The following is a 20,202-nucleotide window of genomic DNA, read 5'->3' as shown; positions in this document are numbered from 1 at the left end:
TGCGGAACGGCCCCCGGGACGGCGGTCGGAACGGCGGTCGGAAAGGCCGCTCAGAACAGCGTCGCCTCGCCGTCCGTCCCCGCCTCGGTCAGTGCCTCGGTCAGCGCCTCGGTCAGTGCCTCCGCCCGGCGGACCAGCTCCGGGCCGTTGTTGCGGATGCTGCCGACCGCGGCCGAGACCGGCCGGACCTCCAGCAGCCCGGGCGGCGGCGGGACCAGCAGCGCGGCGGCCTCGGCCGGGTCGCACAGCGCCGGATCCAGCCAGTCGTCGTACGCCTCGGGCCGCAGCAGCAGCGGCATCCGCGGGTGGATGCCCGCCAGCGCCGGTTCGGCGGCGGTGGTGATGATGCTGCAGGTCGCCCACCAGGCCTCGGGGTCGTCGGCGGGCCGCTTCGGGTCGCGCCAGAACTCGTACAGTCCGGCCATCGCCATCACCGAGCCGTCGGCGGGGGTGATGAAGTACGGCTGCTTGCGGATCCGGCTCTTCGGGGTGCCCGGCTCCGCCGGGTGCGCGAACCACTCGTAGTAGCCGTCGGCGGGGACCAGGCAGCGGCGGGCGGCGAACGAGCGGCGGTAGGCGGGCTTCTCGTGGACGGTCTCGGCCCGGGCGTTGAACATCTTCACCGCGACGTCCGCCGACCGCGCCCAGGACGGCACCAGCCCCCACCGCAGTGCCCGCAGCTGTCGTACCGGCTCCGGCCCGCCGCCCTTCAACGGACGTTCGAGCACCACCGGCACCGGCGTGGTCGGCGCGATGTTCCAGTCGGCGGCGAGGGTCTCGGTCGGATCCCACACCGACACCCCGAACAGCTCGACCAGGTCCTCGGGCTTACGGCTCGCCGCGTACCGACCGCACATCCGTGTTCCCCGCCCCTCAGCGACTCTCCGCCTCCGCCTCCGCCTTCGCCGACCAAGCCTGCCATGCCCGCACCCGCCGCCACAGGCCGCCACCGGTCGCCGCCGCGGAAGCCGTCGGGAACCGGGGGTTGCCGGGCGCACATCTTGGCGTGCGAGGCTTCCCCCTCGTCCGGATCACTCGTCCGGCCCCGTCCCGACCGACCCGAGGTGAGCCGCACCCATGCAGTCGCACAGCGTCAGCGCGGTCTGGAGCCAGGTCACCGGCGTCCAGGCCGACCCCGGCCACACCATCGTCTGGGCCACCGCCGCCGCCGCGCTGCTGGCGGTGGCGCCCAACGCGCTGTGGCACTACACCCGCAACGTCGTCACCATCGCCCACGAGGGAGGCCACGGGCTGGTCGCCGTGCTCACCCGCCGTCGGCTGCACGGGATCCGGCTGCACTCGGACACCTCCGGACTGACCGTCTCCTCCGGCAAGCCGCACGGCCCCGGCATGGTGCTGACCGCCGCCGCCGGGTACACCGCGCCGTCGCTGCTCGGCCTCGGCGGGGCCTGGCTGCTGTCGGCCGGGCACATCACCGCGCTGCTGTGGGCGGTGGTGGTGCTGCTGCTCGCGGTGCTGGTGATGGTCCGCAACGCGTACGGGGCGCTGACCGTGCTGCTCACCGGCGCGCTCTGCTTCGCCGTGTCCTGGTTCGGCAGCGCCCAGGTGCAGGGGGCGTTCGCCTATCTGAGCGTCTGGTTCCTGCTGCTGGCCGGGGTCCGGCCGGTGGTCGAGCTACAGCACAAGCGGCGGCGCGGCGGCGCCCCCGGCTCCGACGCCGACCAGCTCGGCCGGCTGACCGGCACCCCGGCGCTGCTGTGGGTGGCGCTGTTCCTGGTCGTCGCCCTCGCCGCGGTGGCCACGGGCGGTCGCTGGATGCTCACCCGCTGAATACGGATAGGCTCGGGAGCCATGAGCGACCTGCTGTGGCCCGCACCCCGCGCGACCGATCCCGTCGACGCGGTGATCACCGTGCCCGGATCGAAGTCCGCGACCAACCGCGCCCTGGTACTGGCCGCGCTCGCCGACGATCCCGGCTTCGTCCGCCGCCCGCTGCGCAGCCGCGACACGCTGCTGATGGCCGACGGCCTGCGGGCGCTGGGGATCGGCGTCGAGGACACCCTGAACAGCAGCAGCGGCGTCCCCGGCGGCGGCGACGCCTGGCGGGTGCTGCCCGCGCCGCTGAAGGGCCCGGCCCAGGTGGACGTCGGCAACGCCGGAACGGTGATGCGCTTCCTGCCGCCGGTGGCCACCCTGACCGACGGCCTGGTCCGCTTCGACGGCGACCCGCGTTCCTACGAGCGCCCGCTCGGCGGCGTGATCTCGGCGCTGCGCGACCTGGGCGCGCGGATCGAGGACGACGGCCGCGGCGCCCTGCCGCTGACCGTGCACGGCACCGGCGGCCTGGTCGGCGGCACGGTCAGCGTGGACGCCTCCTTCTCCTCGCAGTTCATCAGCGCGCTGCTGCTGTCCGGACCGCGCTTCCAGCAGGGCGTCGAGGTCCGGCACACCGGGGCGGCACGGACCGACGGCGGGAGCGGCCGGGAGGCGGGCGGGAGCGTGCCCTCGCTGCCGCACATCCGGATGACGGTGGAGATGCTGCGGGCGGCCGGGGCCCGGGTGGACGCGCCCGAGGACGGCGGCGAGCCGGACGTGTGGCGGGTCGCGCCGGGCGCGCTGCTCGGCCGGGACCTGGTGGTCGAGCCCGACCTGTCCAACGCGGCGCCGTTCCTGGCCGCCGCCCTGGTCACCGGCGGCACCGTGGTGATCAGGGACTGGCCTCGGCGTACCGCCCAGCCGGGTGACCAGCTGCGGGACCTCTTCACCCGGATGGGCGGTTCCAGCGAACTCACCGAGGAGGGCCTGCGGTTCACCGGCGGCGGCTCGGTGCACGGACTGGACGCCGACCTGCACGAGGTGGGCGAGCTCGCCCCGGTGGTCGCCGCCGTCGCGGCCCTGGCCGGATCACCGTCCACGTTGCGGGGCATCGCTCACCTCCGCGTGCACGAGACCGATCGGTTGGCAGCGCTCGCAAACGAGATCAATGCTCTCGGAGGCGATGCCGCGGAGACCGAGGACGGCCTGACCATCAACCCGCGCCCGCTGCACGGCGGCGTCTTCCACACCTACGAGGACCACCGGCTGGCCACCGCCGCCGCCGTCCTCGGCCTGGTGGTCGACGGCGTGCAGGTCGAGAACGTCGCCACCACCGCCAAGACCCTGCCGGACTTCACCGGTCTGTGGGACGCCATGCTCACCGGCACCCCGGTCAGGGGCTGATCCGCCGCCATGCGCCGCTACGGCAAGGACGCCGACGAGGACGACATCCGCAACCGCCCCTCGCGCCGGGGCTCCCGTCCGCGCACCAGGACCCGCCCCACCCACGACGACGCCGACGAGGGCATGGTGCTCACCGTCGACCGGGGCCGGTTCACCTGCCTGGTCGAGGCCGGGACCAAGCGCGAACGTGAGATCGCCGCGATGAAGGCCCGCGAGCTGGGCCGCAAGGGCGTGGTCGTCGGCGACCGGGTGGCCCTGGTCGGCGACCTCTCCGGCGAACCCGGGGTGCTCGCCAGGATCGTCCGGGTGGAGGAGCGCAGCACCGTGCTGCGCCGCACCGCCGACGACGACGACCCGTACGAGCGGATCGTGGTCGCCAACGCGGACCAACTGGCCATCGTGATCGCGCTGGCCGACCCGGAGCCCCGCGCCCGGCTGATCGACCGCTGCCTGGTCGCCGCCTACGACGCCGGTCTTGAGCCGCTGCTGGTGCTCACCAAGTCCGACCTGGCGCCGGCCGAGCCGCTGCTGGAGATCTACCGCCCGCTCGGCGTCAACCATGTGGTGACCCGCCGGGACGACCTGGCGGCCGAGGGCGCGGAACTGGTCCGCACCCGGCTGCGCGGACTGTCCACGGTCTTCATCGGGCACTCCGGCGTCGGCAAGACCACCCTGGTCAACGCGCTGGTCCCGTCGCACGAGCGGTCCACCGGCATCGTCAACGCGGTCACCGGGCGCGGTCGGCACACCACCACCTCGGCGCTGGCGCTGCGGCTGCCGCCCGCGCCCGGCGCGGCCCGCGGCGACCTGCCCGGCTGGGTCATCGACACCCCCGGGTTCCGCTCCTTCGGGCTCTCCCACATCGAGCCCTCGCGGGTGGTCCAGGCCTTCCCCGACCTGCTCCCCGGCACCGAGGGCTGCCCGCGCGCGTGCAGCCACGACGAGCCCGACTGCGCGCTGGACGCCTGGGTGGCCGAGGGCCACGCCGACCCGGCCCGGCTGTACTCGCTGCGCCGACTGCTCTCCACCCGCGAGGCCCGCGAGGGCGACTAGCCGCCCCGCCGGGGGGCCGGGGGCGGACGGATCCGGACGCCCTGCGGCCCCCCTGCGGGACACCTCCGGGACGCCTCCGGATGCCGACGCCCGGATCCCACGCGACCATGTGATCACCGGCGCGCTCCGCGACCGGGCGGGCACGGTCGGCGAGGGAGTGTGTGCATGGCCTGGGCGATGGTGATCATCGCGGGATTCCTGGAGACCGGCTTCGCCGTCTGCCTCAAGCTCAGCCACGGATTCACCCGGCCCTGGCCGGTCGTCGGCTTCGCCATCTTCGGTGCGGGCAGCTTCGGACTGCTCACCGCCGCCCTGAAGAGCCTGGACGTCGGTCCCGCCTACGCGGTCTGGACCGGCATCGGCGCGGCCGGGACCGCGATCTACGGCATGGTCTGGCTCGGCGACAGCGTCTCCGTGCTGAAGATCGTGTCGATCTGCCTGGTGCTGGCCGGGGTGGTCGGCCTCCAGCTCAGCGGCATGGAGCACTAGCCGGAGCGTTCACCGGCCCGGCGGCGGTACGTTCACCGGCCCAAGAGGCGGTTCACCGGCCCGGCGGGCGGTTCACTGGCCCGGCGGCGGGGTGTTGGCGTCCCGCAGCGCCCGCATCAGCTCGGCGACCCGCCCGGCCCGCTCCTCCCCCAACGGCCCGAGGAAGTGCTCCCGGAGCAGGGCCACGTGCCGCCGCTGCGCCTCCTCGCCGACCCGCCGCCCCTCGGCGGTCAGCAGCACGTGGGTCACCCGGCGGTCCTCCGGCGAGGACTGACGCTCGATCAGCCCGGTCCGCACCATCCGGTCGGCGAGTTTGGTGAAGCCACCGCTGGTCAGCGTGGTCTCCCGGGCCAGCTGCGTCATCGTCAGCCGCTGCCCGGGGGTGCGCAGCAGCCGCAGCAGCACCTCGAACCAGGGGCCGGGCAGGTCCACCCCCGCCACCGGGCCGACCGCGACCAGCCGTCCGGTCCGCTCGTACGCCTCGACCACCAGCCCCCACCAGGTGACGAGTTCCCGGTCGTCCACACCCGCGCTGCCCTGGGAGCCCATGCGGCCCAGCCTAGACGGCCCGACGGCTCCGAGGCTGGCCCCGGCCAGCCGCGATCGTTACTGTTCAGGGCATGGCCGACTACCACGACGATCTTCGCCTTGCCCATGTGCTCGCGGACCACGCCGATTCGGTGACCCTGGACCGCTTCAAGGCGCTCGATCTGAAGATCGACACCAAGCCGGACCTCACCCCGGTCAGCGACGCCGACAAGGCGGTCGAGGAACTGCTCCGCAACGACCTGCAGCGCGCCCGCCCGCGCGACGCGGTCATGGGCGAGGAGTACGGCAGCACCGGCCACGGCCCGCGGCGCTGGGTGATCGACCCCATCGACGGGACCAAGAACTACATCCGCGGCGTCCCGGTCTGGGCCACCCTGATCGCGCTGATGGAGCTCGGCCCGAACGGCGACCAGCCGGTCGTCGGCATGGTCTCCGCCCCCGCGCTCGGCCGCCGCTGGTGGGCCGCCCGGGGGGTGGGCGCGTTCACCGGCCGCGGCCTGACCAAGGCCACCCGGATGCAGGTCTCCGACGTGTCCCGGCTGGAGGACGCCTCCTTCGCGTACTCCTCGCTGACCGGCTGGGAGGAGCGGGACCGGCTCGGCGCCTTCCTCGACCTCTCCCGCAGTTGCTGGCGCACCCGCGCGTACGGCGACTTCTGGCCCTACATGATGGTCGCCGAGGGCTCGGTGGACATCTGCGCCGAGCCGGAGCTGAGCATCTGGGACATGGCCGCGAACTGCGTGATCGTGGAGGAGGCCGGGGGCCGGTTCACCGGTCTGGACGGCATCCCGGGCGTGCACGGCGGCAACGCGGTGGCCTCCAACGGCCTGCTGCACGGCGAGCTGCTACAGCGGCTCGGCTAGGGCGACCGCTCCGGCGCCGGACCAGCACTCCAGTACGGTGGGATGGTCTGCTCATAGCTTCCCGTCGTACCTTCCCGTCCTGCTAGCCGGTCCCAAGCGGAGGATTCCTGGTGTCCTGGATCAGCGACCACCTGCTGGCGCTCAACGGCACGCTGGTGCTGATCGCCGTCTTCCTGCTGCCGGCCCTGGAGTCGTCGGTCTTCCTGGGCTTCGTGATCCCCGGCGAGAGCGCCGTGGTGATCGGCGGACTGACCGCGTACAACCACACCAACCCGCTGTGGCTGGTGCTGGTGGCCGCGATCGCCGGGGCGATCGTCGGCGACAGCATCGGCTACGCGGTGGGCAGCCGCTGGGGCGACGCGCTGCTGAACCGGATCCCGCACAAGCTGCTGAAGCCCGCGCACATCCGGCAGAGCAAGGACCTGATCGCCCGGCTCGGCGGCCGGGCGGTCTTCGCGGGCCGGTTCGCGGCGGCGCTGCGGGCCCTGGTGCCGGGGCTGTGCGGGGTCTCGGACATGCGCTACCGCACCTTCGCGGTGTGGAACATGCTCGGCGGCGCGGTCTGGGCGACGGCGTTCACGCTGATCGGCTACTACGCCGGGGCGAGCTGGCACAAGGTCGAGTCCTACGCGAACACCGCGAGCTGGATCCTGGTCGGCGTGATCGCGGTGGGCGTCGGCGGCCTGCTCTACCTCAAGCGCCGCTCGGAGAAGCGCGCCGCCGCCCGGTTCGAGGGCGACGGCGACGGCGAGTCCGAGGTCGAGTCCCCGGAGCAGCAGCCCACGCTCGGCGAGCACGCGGCGGGCTGAGCCGCGCGGACGGCTGGGTGCGAGCCCCCGGACCGGTTGGTTCCAGGTCCGGGGGCTCGCGGCTCAGGGGTGGGGCGGGTTCGCCGTACGCTTATGGAGACCTTATCTTAGACATCGTCTAAGTCAATATGCGCACCAACATCGAACTTCCTCCGGGCCGCTGTTACCCTGGCCTCATGAGTGACCTGCTGGAACGCCTCCGAGAGCGTGGTTGGCGACTCACCGCGCAGCGGAGGGTCGTGGCCCAGGTGCTCGATGGGGACCATGTACATTTCACGGCCGACGAGGTGCACGCCCTCGCGGTGGGCCTGCTGCCGGAGATCAGCCGCGCCACCGTCTACAACACCCTCGGCGAGCTGGTCAGCCTCGGTGAGGTGCTGGAGGTCAGCACCGACGGGCGAGCCAAGCGCTACGACCCCAACGCCCACCACGCCCACCAGCACCTGGTCTGCTCCCGCTGCGGCACCATCCGCGACGTGCACCCCAGCGGCGACCCGATCGCGGCCCTCCCGGCCGACGAGCGCTTCGGCTTCGCCATCGCCGACGTCGAGGTCACCTACCGGGGCATCTGCCCGGCCTGCGCCACCGCCTGAGCGGCGGGGCCCGCCGGGACCCGAATCCCCCGCCGCGCCCCGAGCGCTACGCGCTGAGATCCGCGCGCAGCGCCTCCAGCAGCCGGGTGGCGCGCTCGGAGACGTCCTGCGGGCCGTCCTCGGCCGCCCGGGTGCACCAGGTCCGGGCCTGGACCAGGTCCCCGCGCCGGGCCGCGATCAGTCCCAGCCGCAGCGCCGCGCGCCCGTGCCCGGTGTCCGCCGCGCGGGTGTACCAGAGCATCGCCTCGGCCTCGCTGCCCTCCCGGGCCAGCAGCAGCCCCAGGTTGAACGCCGCGCTGCGGCTGCCGCCCTCCGCCGCCCGCCGGTACCAGTGCTCGGCCGTCCCGGTGTCGCCGCGCTCGGCCGCCCGGACGCCGACCCGCACCTGGGCGCGGTTGTGCCCGGCCTCGGCCGCCGCCGCGTACCAGCGCTCGACCTCGCCCTCGAACCGGTCCTCGGCCGCCCGTTCCAGCAGCACCGCCAGCCGGAAGGCCGCTTCCGCCGAGCCGCCCTCGGCGGCCTGGCGGTAGCGCACCGCCGCCGAGGTCAGGTCCCCGCGCCGCTCCTTGGCGACCGCGAGCTGCAACGCCGCCTCGGCGTGCCCGCCCGCCGCCGCGCGGGCGTACCACTCCTGGGCGTCGTGCTGGTCGCCCCGGCCCGCGTAGAGGATGCCCAGGTTGAACGCCGCGTCCACGCTGCCCGCCTCGGCGGCCTTGGAGAACCACGGCTCCGCGCCGGGGGTGTCCCCGCGCTGGAACAGCATCACCGCGAGCGCGTTGCTGGCGTCCCGGTGCCCCGCGTACGCGGCCTGCCGGTACCACTGCTCGGCCTGGGCCTCGCGGCCGTCGGCGGCGCAGAGCAGGCCCAGGTTGAAGGCGCCGTTGTGGTCCCCGGCGGCCAGCGCGGTGCGGTACCACTGCTCGGCCATGCCCGGCTCGCCCCAGGAGGCGTGCAGCGCGCCCAGCGCGTTGGCGGCGTTGCCGTCGCCCGCGTCGGCGGCCTCCCGCCACCAGTCGGCCGCGCCGACCTCGTCGCCGTCGTCGCGCAGCAGGAAGCCCAGCGCGCAGGCCGCGCGCGGCTCGCCGCCCTGGGCGGACTGCCGGTACCAGCGGGCGGCCTCCTCCCGGTCGCCGCGCCGCTCCAGCTGGACGCCGAGCCGCAGCGCGGCCCCGGCGTGTCCGCGCGCGGCGGACTGCCGCAGCCACGGCTCCGCCTCGGCGGTCTCGCCGTTCGCCTCCAGCAGCCGGCCGAGCCGGTAGGCGGCCTCCCGGTGCCCGGCGTCGGCGGCGGCCCGGAACCACCGCTCGGCCTGCCCGCCCTCCCGCTGGTGCTCCAGCAGGTCGGCGTAGGCGTAGGCACCGCCGGTGTGGCCCTGCTCGGCCGCCTGGCGCAGCCAGTACTCGGCGCCGGGCTCGTCACCCCGGTCGCGCAGGTGCAGACCGAGGGCGTGCGCCGCGGGCGCGCTCCCCGCGACCGCCGCCTCCCGCCACCAGTCGGCCGCCTCGTCCCGGCGTCCGCGCTGGTGCAGCAGCACGCCCAGGTTGTTCGCTCCGGCGCGCAGCCCGGCGGCGGCGGCGCGGCGCAGGTGGACCTCCGCCTCGTCCAGGTCGCCCCGGCGCAGCAGCAGCGAGCCGAGCAGGCTGGCGGCCTGCGGGTCCTCCTCGGCGGCGGCCCGGCAGCGGGCCTCCAGCGCGGCCTGCTCGCGGGCGGCCAGGGCGGACTCGAAGGTCCGGAACCGGGGTGCGTCGCTCTCCTCGTCTGGCTCGCCGTCGGCGTCCTCACGGCCCGCCCAGGCGGGCTCCCGGCCCGGCTCGGCGCCCGGGTGGTCCGGCCGCTCCTGGCGCTCGACCCGGGCGAAGCGGCCCGGAGTCGCGGCCGGCTGCGGCCGGGCGTCCGGCTCCGAGCCGTCGGCGTACTCGGACTCCTCGAAGTGCTCCGGCTCGTCGAAGTGCTCCGGCTCGTCCTCGCGGTCGGCCCCGGGGCCGCCGAACTCGCCCAGCGCGGCGGCGTAGCGGGCCTTCTCCTCGGCACTCATCTCGACCGTGACGTCGACGTCGGCGTCGTCCGCCTGGCCCGTGCGGGCACGCTGCAGCGGCAGCCGGCCCGCCCGCTGCGGGTCGTCGCGTCCGACTCCTGGCCCTGCTCCCGAGATCATCGACATGTCGGCTCCTGCGTCCGCCGGGTCCCTGGGCATCCCTGGCACGCACCGGAGCTCATAGCCGCTTTCCGGCCTCGCACCGTCCCCCATGGGGCTCATCGTCGCACCACCCGCAACCCGCGTACTCCTGGTATACCCCAGTGGTAGAGGTTACTTCAGCGCTTTGTCGATTTCGCGACACATCAACCTCGCAACGCGGCCACCCGGCCTGGCTTCTGACGCCGCCACGGGGACGGCAGCCGCCTCACGAGCCCGTCTTCCCTGCTGGGAAGCAGGTTAGACGTTCCGTCAGATTCACTACCGGAACGGGCGATTGAAGTGACAACCAAAAGATCCGATCCCCACACCAGCCGGACTGCGGACAAGCGGAAGGCCCGGTGCAGATGCACCGGGCCTTCCGACTGCGAGTAGCGGGGACAGGATTTGAACCTGCGACCTCTGGGTTATGAGCCCAGCGAGCTACCGAGCTGCTCCACCCCGCGTCGTTGTGGTGTAACCGTAGCGTGGCCGGGATGACCAGCGCAAATCCATTGCCCCGAGCGCACCCCCGCCGGGCCGCCGGGCCGCGCGACCACCCGGCCCCCGGACGCCACCCGATCCCGGACGCACGGAAGGCCCGGTGCTGATGCACCGGGCCTTCCGACTGCGAGTAGCGGGGACAGGATTTGAACCTGCGACCTCTGGGTTATGAGCCCAGCGAGCTACCGAGCTGCTCCACCCCGCGTCGTTGTGTTGCAACCATAGCATGCGCAGGTCAGCGGCCCGCACCAGGCGGGCTCCCGGCGGCCCGGGCGGGGCTCGGCCGACGCCGGGTGGCATGTGAGGATGGAGGCATGTCCGACACCGCCGCCGAGGCCCTGCCTCCCGCCGCCCGCCCGATCACCCGCGCCGTGCTCGAACTCGACGAGTACGCCGCCGGACTCGGCTGGGACCAGCCCGCCCGCCTGTTCGCCCTGGTCGACACGGCCGCGCTGCTGAAGAACGAGCCGGGCATCGCCCGCCAGCTGGGCCTGGAGCCGGGCCCGGAGGGCCAGCTCACCCCGATCGAGCAGGACGAACTGCCGTCCGGTCAGGCCCTGGACCAGTTCCTCGGCACCGTCGCCTGGCCGGACGCGGTGGCGGGCTGCGCACTGGTGGTGGAGCGGCTGATGCTGCCGCCGACCGCCGAGGCGAAGCTGCCGACGGGCCTCTCCGAGAAGGAGCTGACCGCGTGGGTGGCCCGGCACCCGGACCGGCAGGAGGTCCGGATGACCGTGGCCGTGCTGCGGGACGGCACCCGCGAGACCGCGCTGCGGCTGCGCGAGAAGGACTCCGCCCGCGAGGTGCTGACCGGCCCCGCGCTGGTCCCGGGGCTGGCCGAGGCGCTGCTCACCACCTTCGAGGAGTGAGCCGCGCGGCCGGTCGGCGCTACTTCCCGCAGCCGGGCAGCGCCGACAGGTCGCCGGAGCGGATGTCGGCGAGGTCGTCGAGCGCGCCGGCCAGGGTGTCCACCTTGATCAGCCGCAGTCCGGACGGGGTGGCCGAGGCGGCCTCCGCGCAGTTGTCCGTCGGGGTGAAGAAGTACTGCGCCCCGGCGTTCCGTGCCGCGATCATCTTCATCGAGATACCGCCGATCGGGCCGACGATGCCGTTGTCGTCGATGGTCCCGGTCCCGGCCACGAACTTGCCGTCGGTGAGGTTGGTCGGCTGGAGCTTGTCGATGATCCCGAGCGAGAACATCAGCCCGGCGCTGGGGCCGCCGACATCGCCCAGGTTGATGTTGATGTTGAACGGGAAGGTGTGCTCGACGTCCGGCTGGATGCCGACGTAGGCCTTGCCGGTCTGCGGGTTCTTCCCGGTGGTGACGGTGACCTGCTGGGTGTCGCCCGCGCCCTTGCCGGGCGGGACCACCGTGAAGACCACGTTCTGGCCGGGCTGGTGCTTGGTCACCAGCGGCGCCACCTGGCTCGGGTCGGTCACCTTGGTGCCATCCACCGCCACGATCACGTCCCCGGCGTGGAGCTTGCCCACCGAGGGGCTGCCCTCGACCACCGCCGAGACCACGACCTCGCTGCCGACCGGGTAGCCCAGGTCCTTGAGGGCGGCGGTCTTGGCGCTGTCCTGGGAGGCGGTGAACTCCTCCGCGTTCTGCTGCTCGGACTGCTGCTCGGTCTGCCCGCTGGGGTACAGGGTGTTGCTGGGCACGACCGCCACCGCGTGCTGGAGCCAGCCGGAGATCGCCTCGACCAGGTTCATCCGGTAGTCGGCGTTGGTGACCTCGACCGTGACCATGTTGAGGTTGCCGCTGGTCGGGTACGTCCGGTGGCCGCTGATCGTGATCACCTGCTGGCCGCCCTGGCTGCCCAGGGTGTTGTAGGTGGGCCCGGGACTCATCTCGGAGTAGGGCACCTTGATCAGCACTGCTGCGCAGAAGATCGCTATCAGCAGCATCGTGGAGGCGAGCATCGTCGCGGAGCGGCGTGGCATGCCACGACAGTACGGGACGTGATCCCTTGCGCGCCCGCCGGAGTACCAACCGGAGTACCGGGACGTGAGCCGCCCGGGGCGGCCCGGCGGGGGCTAGCCCCGCTCCCCGGCGTCCCGCTCCATCGCCTCGCGAAAGCGCTGGTAGCCCGCGAGCGAGTCGCTGTCGGCGGTGGACCGGGGCCTGCGGGACCAGAGCACCCACAGCCAGGCGAGCAGTCCGGCGACTACGGGGAAGATCCACCAGGCGAGTGCACTCATGCCGTACTCCCAGCTCGTCGTGACTATCAGCAGACTAACGGCTGGTCGGCACAACGACCTGGGGACCGATCGGGTAACGGCCCGTACCGCCCGGGCACTCCCCCGGCGCAGCCCGGCACACGGGTGACCCGCCGCTCAGCAGGCGGACACCCACTCCTCGGTTCCGTCGGCGAAGCGCTGGTACTTCCAGATCGGCACGGTGTGCTTGATGTCGTCGATCAGTCGGCGGCAGGCCTCGAAGGCCTCGCCCCGGTGCGCGCAGGACACCGCGACGATCACGGCGGCGTCGGTGACCGAGAGCGCGCCCACCCGGTGCACGGCGGCCAGCGCCAGTACCGGGAAGTCGGCCAGGACCTTCTCGGCGACCCGGCGCAGCTCCAGCTCGGCGCTGGGGTGGGCGCTGTACTCCAGAGCCGTGACGTCCTTGCCGCCGTCGTGGTCGCGTACCGTGCCGACGAAGACCACGGTGCCCCCGGCCGAGGTGTCGCCGACGGCGGCGTGCACCTCGTCCAGCGAGAGCGGGGTCTCGCGCACGGCGAGCAGGCGGATCGGGTCGGCGACGTCGTTCATGCCTCCCATGATGACCGACCCGCCGACCGATTGGACAGATTTTTCCGCATCGCGGACATCACATTCCACTCTCGATCGCCGCCCCTCACGCCGAGGTCACATCCGCCGCCGCTTGCGGGCCCGGCGCACCAGCGCCGCCGTGCCGACCAGCGCCACCGTCGCCCCGGCCGCGCCGAGCGTGGTCGCCGCGTCCTTGCCGCCCAGCCTGCGCCCGGCCACCGCGTGGTTGCCGGAGACCTGCTCCAGCAGCTCGCCCAGCGCCTGCTCGTTGGTGTGCAGCGGACGCCAGCCCGCCTCGTGCAGCCGGCTTCCGGAGACCACCCACGGGTACATCGTGTACGCGAGGTCCCCGGCCGGAGCCGGGGTCAGCCCCAGCCGGTGCAGCCGGGCGGCGGTGCCCAGGGCGAGCGAGGCCGGGAGCTCCATCCGGCGGATGCCGGTGAGCTCCTCCACCTCCTCCTGCTCCAGCCAGCCGTCGCAGCCGACCGTCACCTCACCCTCGACCAGGCCCAGCGCCGCGTACTCCAGCGCCGCCGCCAGGTCGTCCACGTGGCAGAACTGCCAGCAGGGCCGGGACCCGGCCACCACCAGCAGTCTCGGCGCCTCGAAGTGCCGGGTGAGCACGGTGTCCACGCCGGGGCCGACCACCACCGCTGGGCGCAGCACGGTCACCGAGAGGCCGGGGTGGGCGTTCGGGGCCCGCTGCGCCAGCCGTTCGATCTCCAGCAGGTCGCCGACGAGGGTGGCCTCCTCGGTGGCCCGCAGCGGCGCGTCCTCGGCCAGCGGCACGTCGTTGTCGGCCAGCGCGCCGTAGACCATGGCCGAGGTGCAGAGCACCACCCGGTGCACCCCGGCCGCGGCGGCGGCGGTGAGCACGGTCTGGGTGCCGCGCACGTTGAAGGCGCTGCGGGCCTTGGGATCGGTGGACATGCCCAGGTCCAGCGCCAGGTGCACGACCACGTCCACGCCCGCCAGCCGCTCGGCCACGGCCGGGTCGCGGACGTCCAGCACGCGCCACTGCACGCCGGTGACCGCGCCCCGGCGCTCGTCGATGGCGAGTACCCGGCGCACTCCCGGCGCGGCGGCGAGGCGGGCTGTGAGCCGCTCGCCGACACCCGAGGCCGCGCCGGTGACGGCCACCACGAGCGGCGGTCCGGCGTACGCGGGGCCGGGCGAGACCGCCTCCGCCGCCTCCGGCGCACTCTCCGGACCGTCCGGACCGCCCGGTTCAGCGGTCAGCCCAGAGCGAACGTGCGAAGGTGGGGAACTCACCGGCTCTCCTCCACGGTTAGTTTTGATGCGTACGTCAGTGTCACGTACGGACCATCCTGCCCGAGGCGAGGGCATGGCGGTGCACCCGGCACGGGGGCGACCGGCAGCGACCGGAAACCGACCGTACCGCGCACCCGCCTCGGCCTTGGACCGGCCGCCCCTGCCCGCCGCACACCATCCTCCGCGACGGCCGACGAGATCGAGGCAACTCGTGAGCGACATCCCCTTCGGCTTCGGCCTTCCCCCCGAGGAGCCCGAGGACCGCAAGTCGCGCGGCCAATCCGGCTCGGGTTCGGGTTCCGGTTCCGGCTCTGGTTCCGATTCCGGCTCTGGTTCCGGCAGCGGCTCGGGTTCGGGTTCCGGCGGCTCGGGTTCCGGCGGCTCGGGCTCCGGCGGCGGCTCGGGCTCGGGCGGTGCGGGCTCGGGCGGTGCGGGCTCGGGCGGTCCCGGCAACCCCTTCGGCTTCGGCTTCCCCGGCCTGCCCGGCGGCGGCTCCGGCAACCCGCTCGAAGGCCTGTTCGGCGCGATGAACCCGGGCGACATCGGGGCGGCCTTCCAGCAGCTGGGCCAGATGCTCTCCTTCGACGGCGGCCCGGTGAACTGGGAGCTGGCCAAGAACCTGGCCCGGCAGGCGGTGGTCCAGGGCGCCGAGGACGGCTCGAAGGACCGTTCGGTAGGTGAGTCCGAGCGGGCCTCGGTCTCCGAGGCGATCCGACTCGCCGAGCTGTGGCTGGATTCCGCCACCTCGCTGCCGGTCGGCGCGAGCAGCGCCGTCGCCTGGAGCCGCGCGGAGTGGATCGAGGCCACCCTGCCGGTCTGGAAGGAGCTGGTGGACCCGGTGGCCGAGCGGGTCGCCACCGCCATGGGCGGGGTCGTCCCGGAGGAGATGCAGGCCATGGCGGGCCCGCTGCTGGGCGTGATGCGCAGCATGGGCGGGGCCATGTTCGGCTCGCAGATCGGCACCGCGCTGGGCGCGCTGGCCGCCGAGGTGCTGGGCGCCACCGACATCGGGCTGCCGCTCGGCCCGGCCGGGAAGGCCGCGCTGCTGCCGCAGAACATCGAGGCCCTGGGCGAGGGCCTGTCCGTCCCGGCCTCCGAGGTGCAGCTGTACCTGGCCCTGCGCGAGGCGGCGCACCAGCGGCTGTTCGTCCATGTGCCGTGGCTGCGGCAGCACCTGCTGGGCGCGGTCGAGGCGTACGCCAGGGGCATCACCGTGGACGCCTCGCGGCTGGAGGACCTGGTCGGCCAGATCGACCCGACCAACCCGGAGGCCCTGCAGGAGGCCATGACCGGCGGTCTGTTCGAGCCCGAGGACACCCCCGAGCAGAAGATCGCACTGGCCCGTCTGGAGACCGCGCTGGCGCTGGTCGAGGGCTGGGTGGACGCGGTGGTCCACGCCGCCGCCGCACCGCACCTGCCGCACGCGGCGGCGCTGCGGGAGACCCTGCGCCGCCGCCGGGCCACCGGCGGACCGGCGGAGCAGACCTTCGCCACCCTGGTCGGCCTGGAGCTGCGGCCCCGCCGCCTGCGCGACGCCTCCCGGCTGTGGGCCTCGCTGGCCGACGCCCGGGGCAGCGACGGCCGGGACGCCCTGTGGGCGCACCCGGACCTGCTGCCGACCGCCAAGGACCTGGACGACCCGGACGGCTTCGTCCACGGCGCGACCGGGGCCGGCGGTGACGAGCTCAGCGAGGGCATCGACTTCTCCAAGCTGGACGAGATGCTCGGCCGGGCCGCCGAGGCCGCCGTCGAGGACGCGAAGGACCCGAAGGACCCGAAGGACCCGAAGGACGGTCAGGACTCCAAGGAGTCCGGCGACGGTGACGGTGACGGCAAGGGCGACGACGACGGGGAGGGCCGGGCGTGAGCCTGCTGCACCAGGACGCCGTCCGCACGCTGGGCGGCTGGACCGCCCCGGACCCGGACCAGGACCTGCTCCGCCGCGACTACCTGGACCACCTGCGGGACCGTCCGGACGGCGTCTGGCGCTCCTGCCACCCGGCGCACATCACCGCCAGCGCGCTGGTGGTGGACGCCGAGGGGCGGCGGGTGCTGCTGACGCTGCATCCCAAGGTCGGCCGGTGGCTGCAACTGGGCGGCCACTGCGAGCCGGAGGACACCGACCTGGCAGCCGCCGCGCTGCGCGAGGCCACCGAGGAGTCCGGCATCACCGGGCTGGAGCTGTTCCCGGTCGCGGGCACCCCGGCGCCGGTGAAGCTGGACCGGCACGCGGTCCGGTGCGCGGGCAGGGACCAGCCGGAGAACACCCATCTGGACGTCCAGTACCTGGTCACCGCCCCGGCGGGGGCGGTGGCGAGCATCAGCGAGGAGTCGCTGGACCTGCGCTGGTTCGGCTTCGACGAGCTGCCCGAGCGCACCGACCAGTCGGTCCGCGAGCTGACCGCCCTGGCCCGGACGCTGCTGGGCTGATCCCCGGCGGGTCGGCCGTGGCGCGGCCGACCGGTCAGCCGGTCGGCCGCGCGGCCTGCTCCGTCCCGGTCCCGCCGTCGCCGCCCTCGGCCGCGCGCGGGCCCGGGATGTGCGGCAGCCGGGCCGCCCCGGCCACGCCCTCCAGGTAGCCGCGCGCCCGCTCGGTGCGCGGATAGGCGTCGAGCAGCGCCCAGAAGCGCCGCCCGTGGTCGGCCACCAGCAGGTGGGCCAGTTCGTGCAGCAGCACGTAGTCCACGACGAACTCGGGCATGCCCTGCAGCCGGTGCGAGAGCCGGATGGTGCCCTCGGCGGGGGTGCAGGAGCCCCAGCGGGTGTTCTGGTTGGTGACCCAGCGGACGCTGTTGGGCACGGCCGCGCCGTCCAGGTAGCGCGCCGAGAGCTCGGCCGCGCGCGCGGCCAGGGCGTCGTCGCCGAGGATCTGTCGGCTCTCCTGCGCGGCGAGCTTGTCCAGCATCAGCGCGACCCAGCGCTTCTCCTCGGCGGCGGACATCCGCTCCGGGATCAGCACCACCGTCCGGTCGCCGTCGCGGTAGGCGGAGACGGTGCGGCTGCGACGGGCACTGCGGCGCACCTCGACGGGCTGCACCGCGCAGCCGTCCCCGGAAGCGGCCGGAACACGCCGACGCGGCGCAGGAGGACGGGAATCCGGTCCGGCTGCCACCCGCCAGACGTTACCTGTTGGGGCCGACAGAAGTCCCGCCTTCGTGGCTGATTTATAGTGAACGCTTGGGGCGCCCGGGACTGCCGGGTCAGCAGATCAGGCGATTCCATGGCATAGCCCGATGAATCGGAATCAGATGATCGGACCATTATCCCCAGCCTGTGGATAACTTTGCGCATCCCACGCGGCTCCGGGGCATCCTCGATGTCGGGGGCTCTGGGTCCAGGGCCCCCGAGAGCAGCCGTCAGCCGCCCGTTCGGGAGGAGCAGCCATGCGTCCTTGTCTGAAACCCGCCCTGCGCCGGGCCTGGCGCGACCGCACCACGCTCCAGTTCGGCGTCGGCCCGGCGCACACCGCGGTACTGGAATCGGCCACTCCGGCCGACGCCGCCTTCCTCGACCTGCTCGACGGCAGCCGCGAGCTCCCCGCGCTGACCGCCGCCGCGGCCGGGCTCGGGGTGGCCCCGGACCGGGTGCGGCGCCTGCTGGAGCAGTTGCGCGCCTCGGACGTGCTGGACGACACCGAGGCGCACCGGCCGCTGCTGGACCTGCCGCCGCCGGAACGCGCCCGGCTGGCCCCCGACCTGGCGGCGCTGTCGCTGGCCCGGCCCGGTCCCGGGGCCGCACCGGCGCTGCTGCTGGCCCGGCGGCGGGCCCGGGTGGAGGTACGCGGCGCGGGCCGGGTCGGCGCCGCGGTGGCCCGGGTCCTGGCCGCCGCCGGGGTGGGCCAGGTCCGGGTGGTCGACGGCGGGCGGGTAGTGGAGCAGGACTGCGCGCCCTGCGGCCTGCCGCCCGAGGCCATCGGCAGGCCGCGCGCGGCGGCGGCCCGGACGGCGGTGCGCCGCTGCGCCCCGGACCGCCCGGACGACCGGGCCACCACCCGGCGCCCGCCCGACCTGGTGGTGCTGGCCCCGCGCGGGGACGCCGCCGGGCTGCTGCCCGACCCGGCCACCGCCCGGGAACTACTGCGCACCGGCACCCCGCACCTGTACGCGGGGGTGGTCGAGACCCTGGGCAGCGTCGGCCCGTTCGTCCTGCCCGGACTGTCTCCTTGCTCACACTGCCTGTCGCTGCGCCGCGCCGACGAGGATCCGGCCTGGCCGGTGCTGCTGGCCCAGCACTGCTCCGGTCGCCCGTCGGCGGTCCCCGCCTGCGACACCGCGCTGGCGACCACCGTGGCCGGGCTCGCGGCCCTGCACGGCCTGATCTACCTGGACGGGGGTTCACCCCCTAGCCTGGGCGCATGGGTCGAGGTCTCCATGGTGGACGGCTCGATGCGGCGCCGGTGCCTGGACCCGCATCCGGACTGCGGCTGCTGCTGGGCCGCCGGTCCCACCGGCAACTGGGGGGACAATGATGGCAGTGCGTGACTCGTCGACAGGGAGGCAAGCGTGAGCGATCTTCCACGGAAGGCTGTGACCCGCACAGCCAAGCTCGCGGCCCTGCCCCTGGGGTTCGCCGGCCGGGCCACGCTCGGCTTCGGCAAGCGAATGGGCGGCCGCCCGGCCGACGTGGTGGCCGCCGAGATGCAGCAGCGCACCGCTGACCAGCTGTTCAAGGTCCTCGGTGAGCTGAAGGGCGGGGCGATGAAGTTCGGCCAGGCCCTGTCGGTGTTCGAGGCCGCGCTGCCGGAGGAGGTCGCCGGGCCCTACCGGGCGGCGCTCACCAAGCTCCAGGAGGCCGCCCCGCCGATGCCCGCCGCCTCCGTGCACGCGGTGCTCGCGGAGCGGCTGGGCAACGACTGGCGGGAGCTCTTCCGCGAGTTCGAGGACCGTCCGGCCGCCGCCGCCTCGATCGGCCAGGTCCACCACGCGGTCTGGCACGACGGCCGCGAGGTCGCGGTCAAGGTGCAGTACCCGGGCGCGGGCGACGCGCTGCTCTCCGACCTCACCCAGCTCGGCCGGGTGGCCCGGCTGATCGGGCCGCTGATCCCCGGCCTCGATGTGAAGCCGCTGATCAGCGAGCTGCGCAACCGGGTCACCGAGGAGCTCGACTACGCCCTGGAGGCAGAGTCCCAGCGGATCCACGCCGCCGAGTTCACCGACGACCCGGACATCTCCGTCCCGGGCGTGGTCGCCCAGGGCGACCAGGTGCTGGTCACCGAGTGGATGGAGGGGGTGCCGCTGTCCGAGGTGATCGCGCGCGGCAGCCGCGAGCAGCGCGACCGCGCCGGTCAGCTGCTGGCCCGCTTCCTGTTCGCCGGTCCGGCCCGCACCGGGCTGCTGCACGCCGACCCGCACCCGGGGAACTTCCGGCTGCTGGTGGACGACGGACCGGCCGAGCACTGGCGGCTCGGCGTGCTGGACTTCGGCACCGTGGACCGGCTCCCCGAGGGGCTGCCGCTGCCGGTGGGCTCCGCCCTGCGGATGGCCCTGGCCGGAAACGCCTCCGGGGTGCTGGAGATGCTGTCCCAGGAGGGCTTCGTCAAGCCCACCATCACGCTGGATCCGGACGCCGTGCTGGACTACCTGCTGCCGATCATCGAACCGGCCGCGGTGGACGAGTTCCACTTCACCCGGGCCTGGATGCGCGCGCAGGCGGCCCGCATCGGTGACCCGCGCTCGCCCGCCTACAACCTGGGCCGACAGCTGAACCTGCCGCCGGCCTACCTGCTGATACACCGGGTCACCCTGAGCACCATCGGTGTGCTCAGCCAGCTGGACGCGCACGCGGCGCTGCGCGGCGAGCTGCTGGAGTGGCTGCCCGGCTTCGCCGAGGACAACTCCCCGGACGACGGCGCCGACACCGACGTCCTGGCCGAGGTCTGAGCCGGGGCCCGACCGGCCCCGGACAGCCCGCAGGCCCGGAGCGCTGATCGCTCCGGGCCTGCC

General features: G+C 74.1%; 20 protein-coding genes and 2 tRNA genes. 12 read left to right on the top strand and 10 right to left on the bottom strand.

Annotated elements, in window-relative coordinates:
* Positions 1-50: 50 nt before the first annotated feature.
* Positions 51-857 carry an SOS response-associated peptidase gene (locus tag GXP74_RS05625; protein ID WP_182450311.1) on the bottom strand — a complete coding sequence of 269 codons (807 nt, stop codon included), beginning with the start codon at positions 855-857 and terminating at the stop codon, positions 51-53.
* 220 nt (positions 858-1,077) lie between these two features.
* Here GXP74_RS05625 and GXP74_RS05620 point away from each other — a divergent pair, with 220 nt between their 5' ends.
* The 4 genes from GXP74_RS05620 (at position 1,078) to GXP74_RS05605 (ending at position 4,722) form a co-directional block, all read left to right on the top strand.
* A complete protein-coding gene (locus tag GXP74_RS05620; protein WP_182450310.1) occupies positions 1,078-1,791 on the top strand; it encodes a M50 family metallopeptidase in 714 nt (237 codons plus the stop codon).
* 21 nt (positions 1,792-1,812) lie between these two features.
* Positions 1,813-3,180, top strand: a complete 1,368-nt coding sequence (gene aroA / locus GXP74_RS05615) for a 3-phosphoshikimate 1-carboxyvinyltransferase (RefSeq protein ID WP_182450309.1) — start codon at positions 1,813-1,815, stop codon at positions 3,178-3,180.
* 9 nt (positions 3,181-3,189) lie between these two features.
* Positions 3,190-4,233 (top strand): ribosome small subunit-dependent GTPase A, encoded by a 1,044-nt coding sequence (gene rsgA / locus GXP74_RS05610; RefSeq protein ID WP_182450308.1) that lies wholly within the window; start codon positions 3,190-3,192, stop codon positions 4,231-4,233.
* 165 nt (positions 4,234-4,398) lie between these two features.
* Positions 4,399-4,722, top strand: a complete 324-nt coding sequence (locus GXP74_RS05605) for a multidrug efflux SMR transporter (RefSeq protein WP_182450307.1) — start codon at positions 4,399-4,401, stop codon at positions 4,720-4,722.
* 72 nt (positions 4,723-4,794) lie between these two features.
* Here the strand turns inward: GXP74_RS05605 and GXP74_RS05600 are convergent, their stop codons facing one another.
* A complete protein-coding gene (locus tag GXP74_RS05600) occupies positions 4,795-5,271 on the bottom strand; it encodes a MarR family winged helix-turn-helix transcriptional regulator (protein ID WP_182450306.1) in 477 nt (158 codons plus the stop codon).
* A 71-nt stretch (positions 5,272-5,342) separates the two neighbouring features.
* Here GXP74_RS05600 and hisN point away from each other — a divergent pair, with 71 nt between their 5' ends.
* The 3 genes from hisN to GXP74_RS05585 all read left to right on the top strand — a co-directional run bounded on the left by hisN (position 5,343) and on the right by GXP74_RS05585 (position 7,536).
* Positions 5,343-6,134, top strand: a complete 792-nt coding sequence (gene hisN, locus GXP74_RS05595) for a histidinol-phosphatase (RefSeq protein ID WP_182450305.1) — start codon at positions 5,343-5,345, stop codon at positions 6,132-6,134.
* 110 nt (positions 6,135-6,244) lie between these two features.
* Positions 6,245-6,943, top strand: a complete 699-nt coding sequence (locus GXP74_RS05590) for a DedA family protein (RefSeq protein ID WP_225447733.1) — start codon at positions 6,245-6,247, stop codon at positions 6,941-6,943.
* Between the two features lie 176 nt (positions 6,944-7,119).
* Positions 7,120-7,536 (top strand): Fur family transcriptional regulator, encoded by a 417-nt coding sequence (locus tag GXP74_RS05585; RefSeq protein ID WP_182450304.1) that lies wholly within the window; start codon positions 7,120-7,122, stop codon positions 7,534-7,536.
* A 46-nt stretch (positions 7,537-7,582) separates the two neighbouring features.
* On the opposite strand, the gene GXP74_RS05580 is transcribed toward GXP74_RS05585, so the two are convergent.
* From GXP74_RS05580 to GXP74_RS05570, 3 genes are all read right to left on the bottom strand, one after another.
* Positions 7,583-9,697, bottom strand: coding sequence for a tetratricopeptide repeat protein (locus GXP74_RS05580; RefSeq protein WP_370468376.1), 2,115 nt, complete (start codon positions 9,695-9,697; stop codon positions 7,583-7,585).
* 405 nt (positions 9,698-10,102) lie between these two features.
* A tRNA-Met gene (locus GXP74_RS05575) sits at positions 10,103-10,176 on the bottom strand.
* A 168-nt stretch (positions 10,177-10,344) separates the two neighbouring features.
* Positions 10,345-10,418 (bottom strand) — tRNA-Met (locus GXP74_RS05570).
* Positions 10,419-10,527: 109 nt separating this feature from the next.
* Between GXP74_RS05570 and GXP74_RS05565 the strand changes: the two genes are divergently transcribed.
* Positions 10,528-11,082: a PPA1309 family protein gene (locus tag GXP74_RS05565; RefSeq protein ID WP_182450303.1), complete on the top strand. Its 555-nt coding sequence runs from the start codon at positions 10,528-10,530 to the stop codon at positions 11,080-11,082.
* A gap of 19 nt (positions 11,083-11,101) precedes the next feature.
* Here GXP74_RS05565 and GXP74_RS05560 read toward each other — a convergent pair whose 3' ends face one another.
* From GXP74_RS05560 to GXP74_RS05545, 4 genes are all read right to left on the bottom strand, one after another.
* Entirely contained in the window at positions 11,102-12,160 is a 1,059-nt protein-coding gene (locus GXP74_RS05560; RefSeq protein ID WP_182450302.1) for a PDZ domain-containing protein, read from the bottom strand.
* 93 nt (positions 12,161-12,253) lie between these two features.
* Positions 12,254-12,418 carry a hypothetical protein gene (locus GXP74_RS05555; RefSeq protein WP_182450301.1) on the bottom strand — a complete coding sequence of 55 codons (165 nt, stop codon included), beginning with the start codon at positions 12,416-12,418 and terminating at the stop codon, positions 12,254-12,256.
* 135 nt (positions 12,419-12,553) lie between these two features.
* The gene (locus tag GXP74_RS05550; protein ID WP_182450300.1) at positions 12,554-12,997 is read right to left on the bottom strand and encodes a molybdenum cofactor biosynthesis protein MoaE; all 444 of its coding nucleotides are present in this window, start codon (positions 12,995-12,997) and stop codon (positions 12,554-12,556) included.
* 87 nt (positions 12,998-13,084) lie between these two features.
* Positions 13,085-14,260: an NAD-dependent epimerase/dehydratase family protein gene (locus GXP74_RS05545; RefSeq protein ID WP_182450299.1), complete on the bottom strand. Its 1,176-nt coding sequence runs from the start codon at positions 14,258-14,260 to the stop codon at positions 13,085-13,087.
* Positions 14,261-14,471: 211 nt separating this feature from the next.
* Between GXP74_RS05545 and GXP74_RS05540 the strand changes: the two genes are divergently transcribed.
* A complete protein-coding gene (locus tag GXP74_RS05540) occupies positions 14,472-16,127 on the top strand; it encodes a zinc-dependent metalloprotease (RefSeq protein ID WP_225447731.1) in 1,656 nt (551 codons plus the stop codon).
* The gene (locus GXP74_RS05535) at positions 16,124-16,690 is read left to right on the top strand and encodes an NUDIX hydrolase (RefSeq protein ID WP_182450297.1); all 567 of its coding nucleotides are present in this window, start codon (positions 16,124-16,126) and stop codon (positions 16,688-16,690) included. Before GXP74_RS05540 ends, GXP74_RS05535 begins: the two co-directional genes overlap by 4 nt.
* Before the next feature lie 34 nt (positions 16,691-16,724).
* Here the strand turns inward: GXP74_RS05535 and GXP74_RS05530 are convergent, their stop codons facing one another.
* A complete protein-coding gene (locus GXP74_RS05530; protein ID WP_182450296.1) occupies positions 16,725-17,372 on the bottom strand; it encodes a M48 family metallopeptidase in 648 nt (215 codons plus the stop codon).
* A gap of 271 nt (positions 17,373-17,643) precedes the next feature.
* Between GXP74_RS05530 and GXP74_RS05525 the strand changes: the two genes are divergently transcribed.
* Positions 17,644-18,741 (top strand): ThiF family adenylyltransferase, encoded by a 1,098-nt coding sequence (locus tag GXP74_RS05525; protein ID WP_182450295.1) that lies wholly within the window; start codon positions 17,644-17,646, stop codon positions 18,739-18,741.
* Positions 18,742-18,762: 21 nt separating this feature from the next.
* Positions 18,763-20,139 (top strand): AarF/ABC1/UbiB kinase family protein, encoded by a 1,377-nt coding sequence (locus tag GXP74_RS05520; RefSeq protein ID WP_182450294.1) that lies wholly within the window; start codon positions 18,763-18,765, stop codon positions 20,137-20,139.
* Positions 20,140-20,202: the final 63 nt, after the last annotated feature.

Source organism: Streptacidiphilus sp. P02-A3a, assembly GCF_014084105.1.
Classification (GTDB): Bacteria; Actinomycetota; Actinomycetes; order Streptomycetales; family Streptomycetaceae; genus Streptacidiphilus.
This window is presented reverse-complemented; position numbering and strand designations above follow the sequence as displayed.

What these genes read in the sequence shown, in the direction of transcription:
- GXP74_RS05625 (WP_182450311.1), bottom strand. Translation starts at nt 857, where the DNA reads ATGTGCGGTCGGTACGCGGCGAGCCGTAAGCCCGAGGACCTGGTCGAG.
- GXP74_RS05620 (WP_182450310.1), top strand. Translation starts at nt 1,078, where the DNA reads ATGCAGTCGCACAGCGTCAGCGCGGTCTGGAGCCAGGTCACCGGCGTC.
- aroA (WP_182450309.1), top strand. Translation starts at nt 1,813, where the DNA reads ATGAGCGACCTGCTGTGGCCCGCACCCCGCGCGACCGATCCCGTCGAC.
- rsgA (WP_182450308.1), top strand. Translation starts at nt 3,190, where the DNA reads ATGCGCCGCTACGGCAAGGACGCCGACGAGGACGACATCCGCAACCGC.
- GXP74_RS05605 (WP_182450307.1), top strand. Translation starts at nt 4,399, where the DNA reads ATGGCCTGGGCGATGGTGATCATCGCGGGATTCCTGGAGACCGGCTTC.
- GXP74_RS05600 (WP_182450306.1), bottom strand. Translation starts at nt 5,271, where the DNA reads ATGGGCTCCCAGGGCAGCGCGGGTGTGGACGACCGGGAACTCGTCACC.
- hisN (WP_182450305.1), top strand. Translation starts at nt 5,343, where the DNA reads ATGGCCGACTACCACGACGATCTTCGCCTTGCCCATGTGCTCGCGGAC.
- GXP74_RS05585 (WP_182450304.1), top strand. Translation starts at nt 7,120, where the DNA reads ATGAGTGACCTGCTGGAACGCCTCCGAGAGCGTGGTTGGCGACTCACC.
- GXP74_RS05580 (WP_370468376.1), bottom strand. Translation starts at nt 9,697, where the DNA reads ATGTCGATGATCTCGGGAGCAGGGCCAGGAGTCGGACGCGACGACCCG.
- GXP74_RS05565 (WP_182450303.1), top strand. Translation starts at nt 10,528, where the DNA reads ATGTCCGACACCGCCGCCGAGGCCCTGCCTCCCGCCGCCCGCCCGATC.
- GXP74_RS05560 (WP_182450302.1), bottom strand. Translation starts at nt 12,160, where the DNA reads ATGCCACGCCGCTCCGCGACGATGCTCGCCTCCACGATGCTGCTGATA.
- GXP74_RS05555 (WP_182450301.1), bottom strand. Translation starts at nt 12,418, where the DNA reads ATGAGTGCACTCGCCTGGTGGATCTTCCCCGTAGTCGCCGGACTGCTC.
- GXP74_RS05550 (WP_182450300.1), bottom strand. Translation starts at nt 12,997, where the DNA reads ATGGGAGGCATGAACGACGTCGCCGACCCGATCCGCCTGCTCGCCGTG.
- GXP74_RS05525 (WP_182450295.1), top strand. Translation starts at nt 17,644, where the DNA reads ATGCGTCCTTGTCTGAAACCCGCCCTGCGCCGGGCCTGGCGCGACCGC.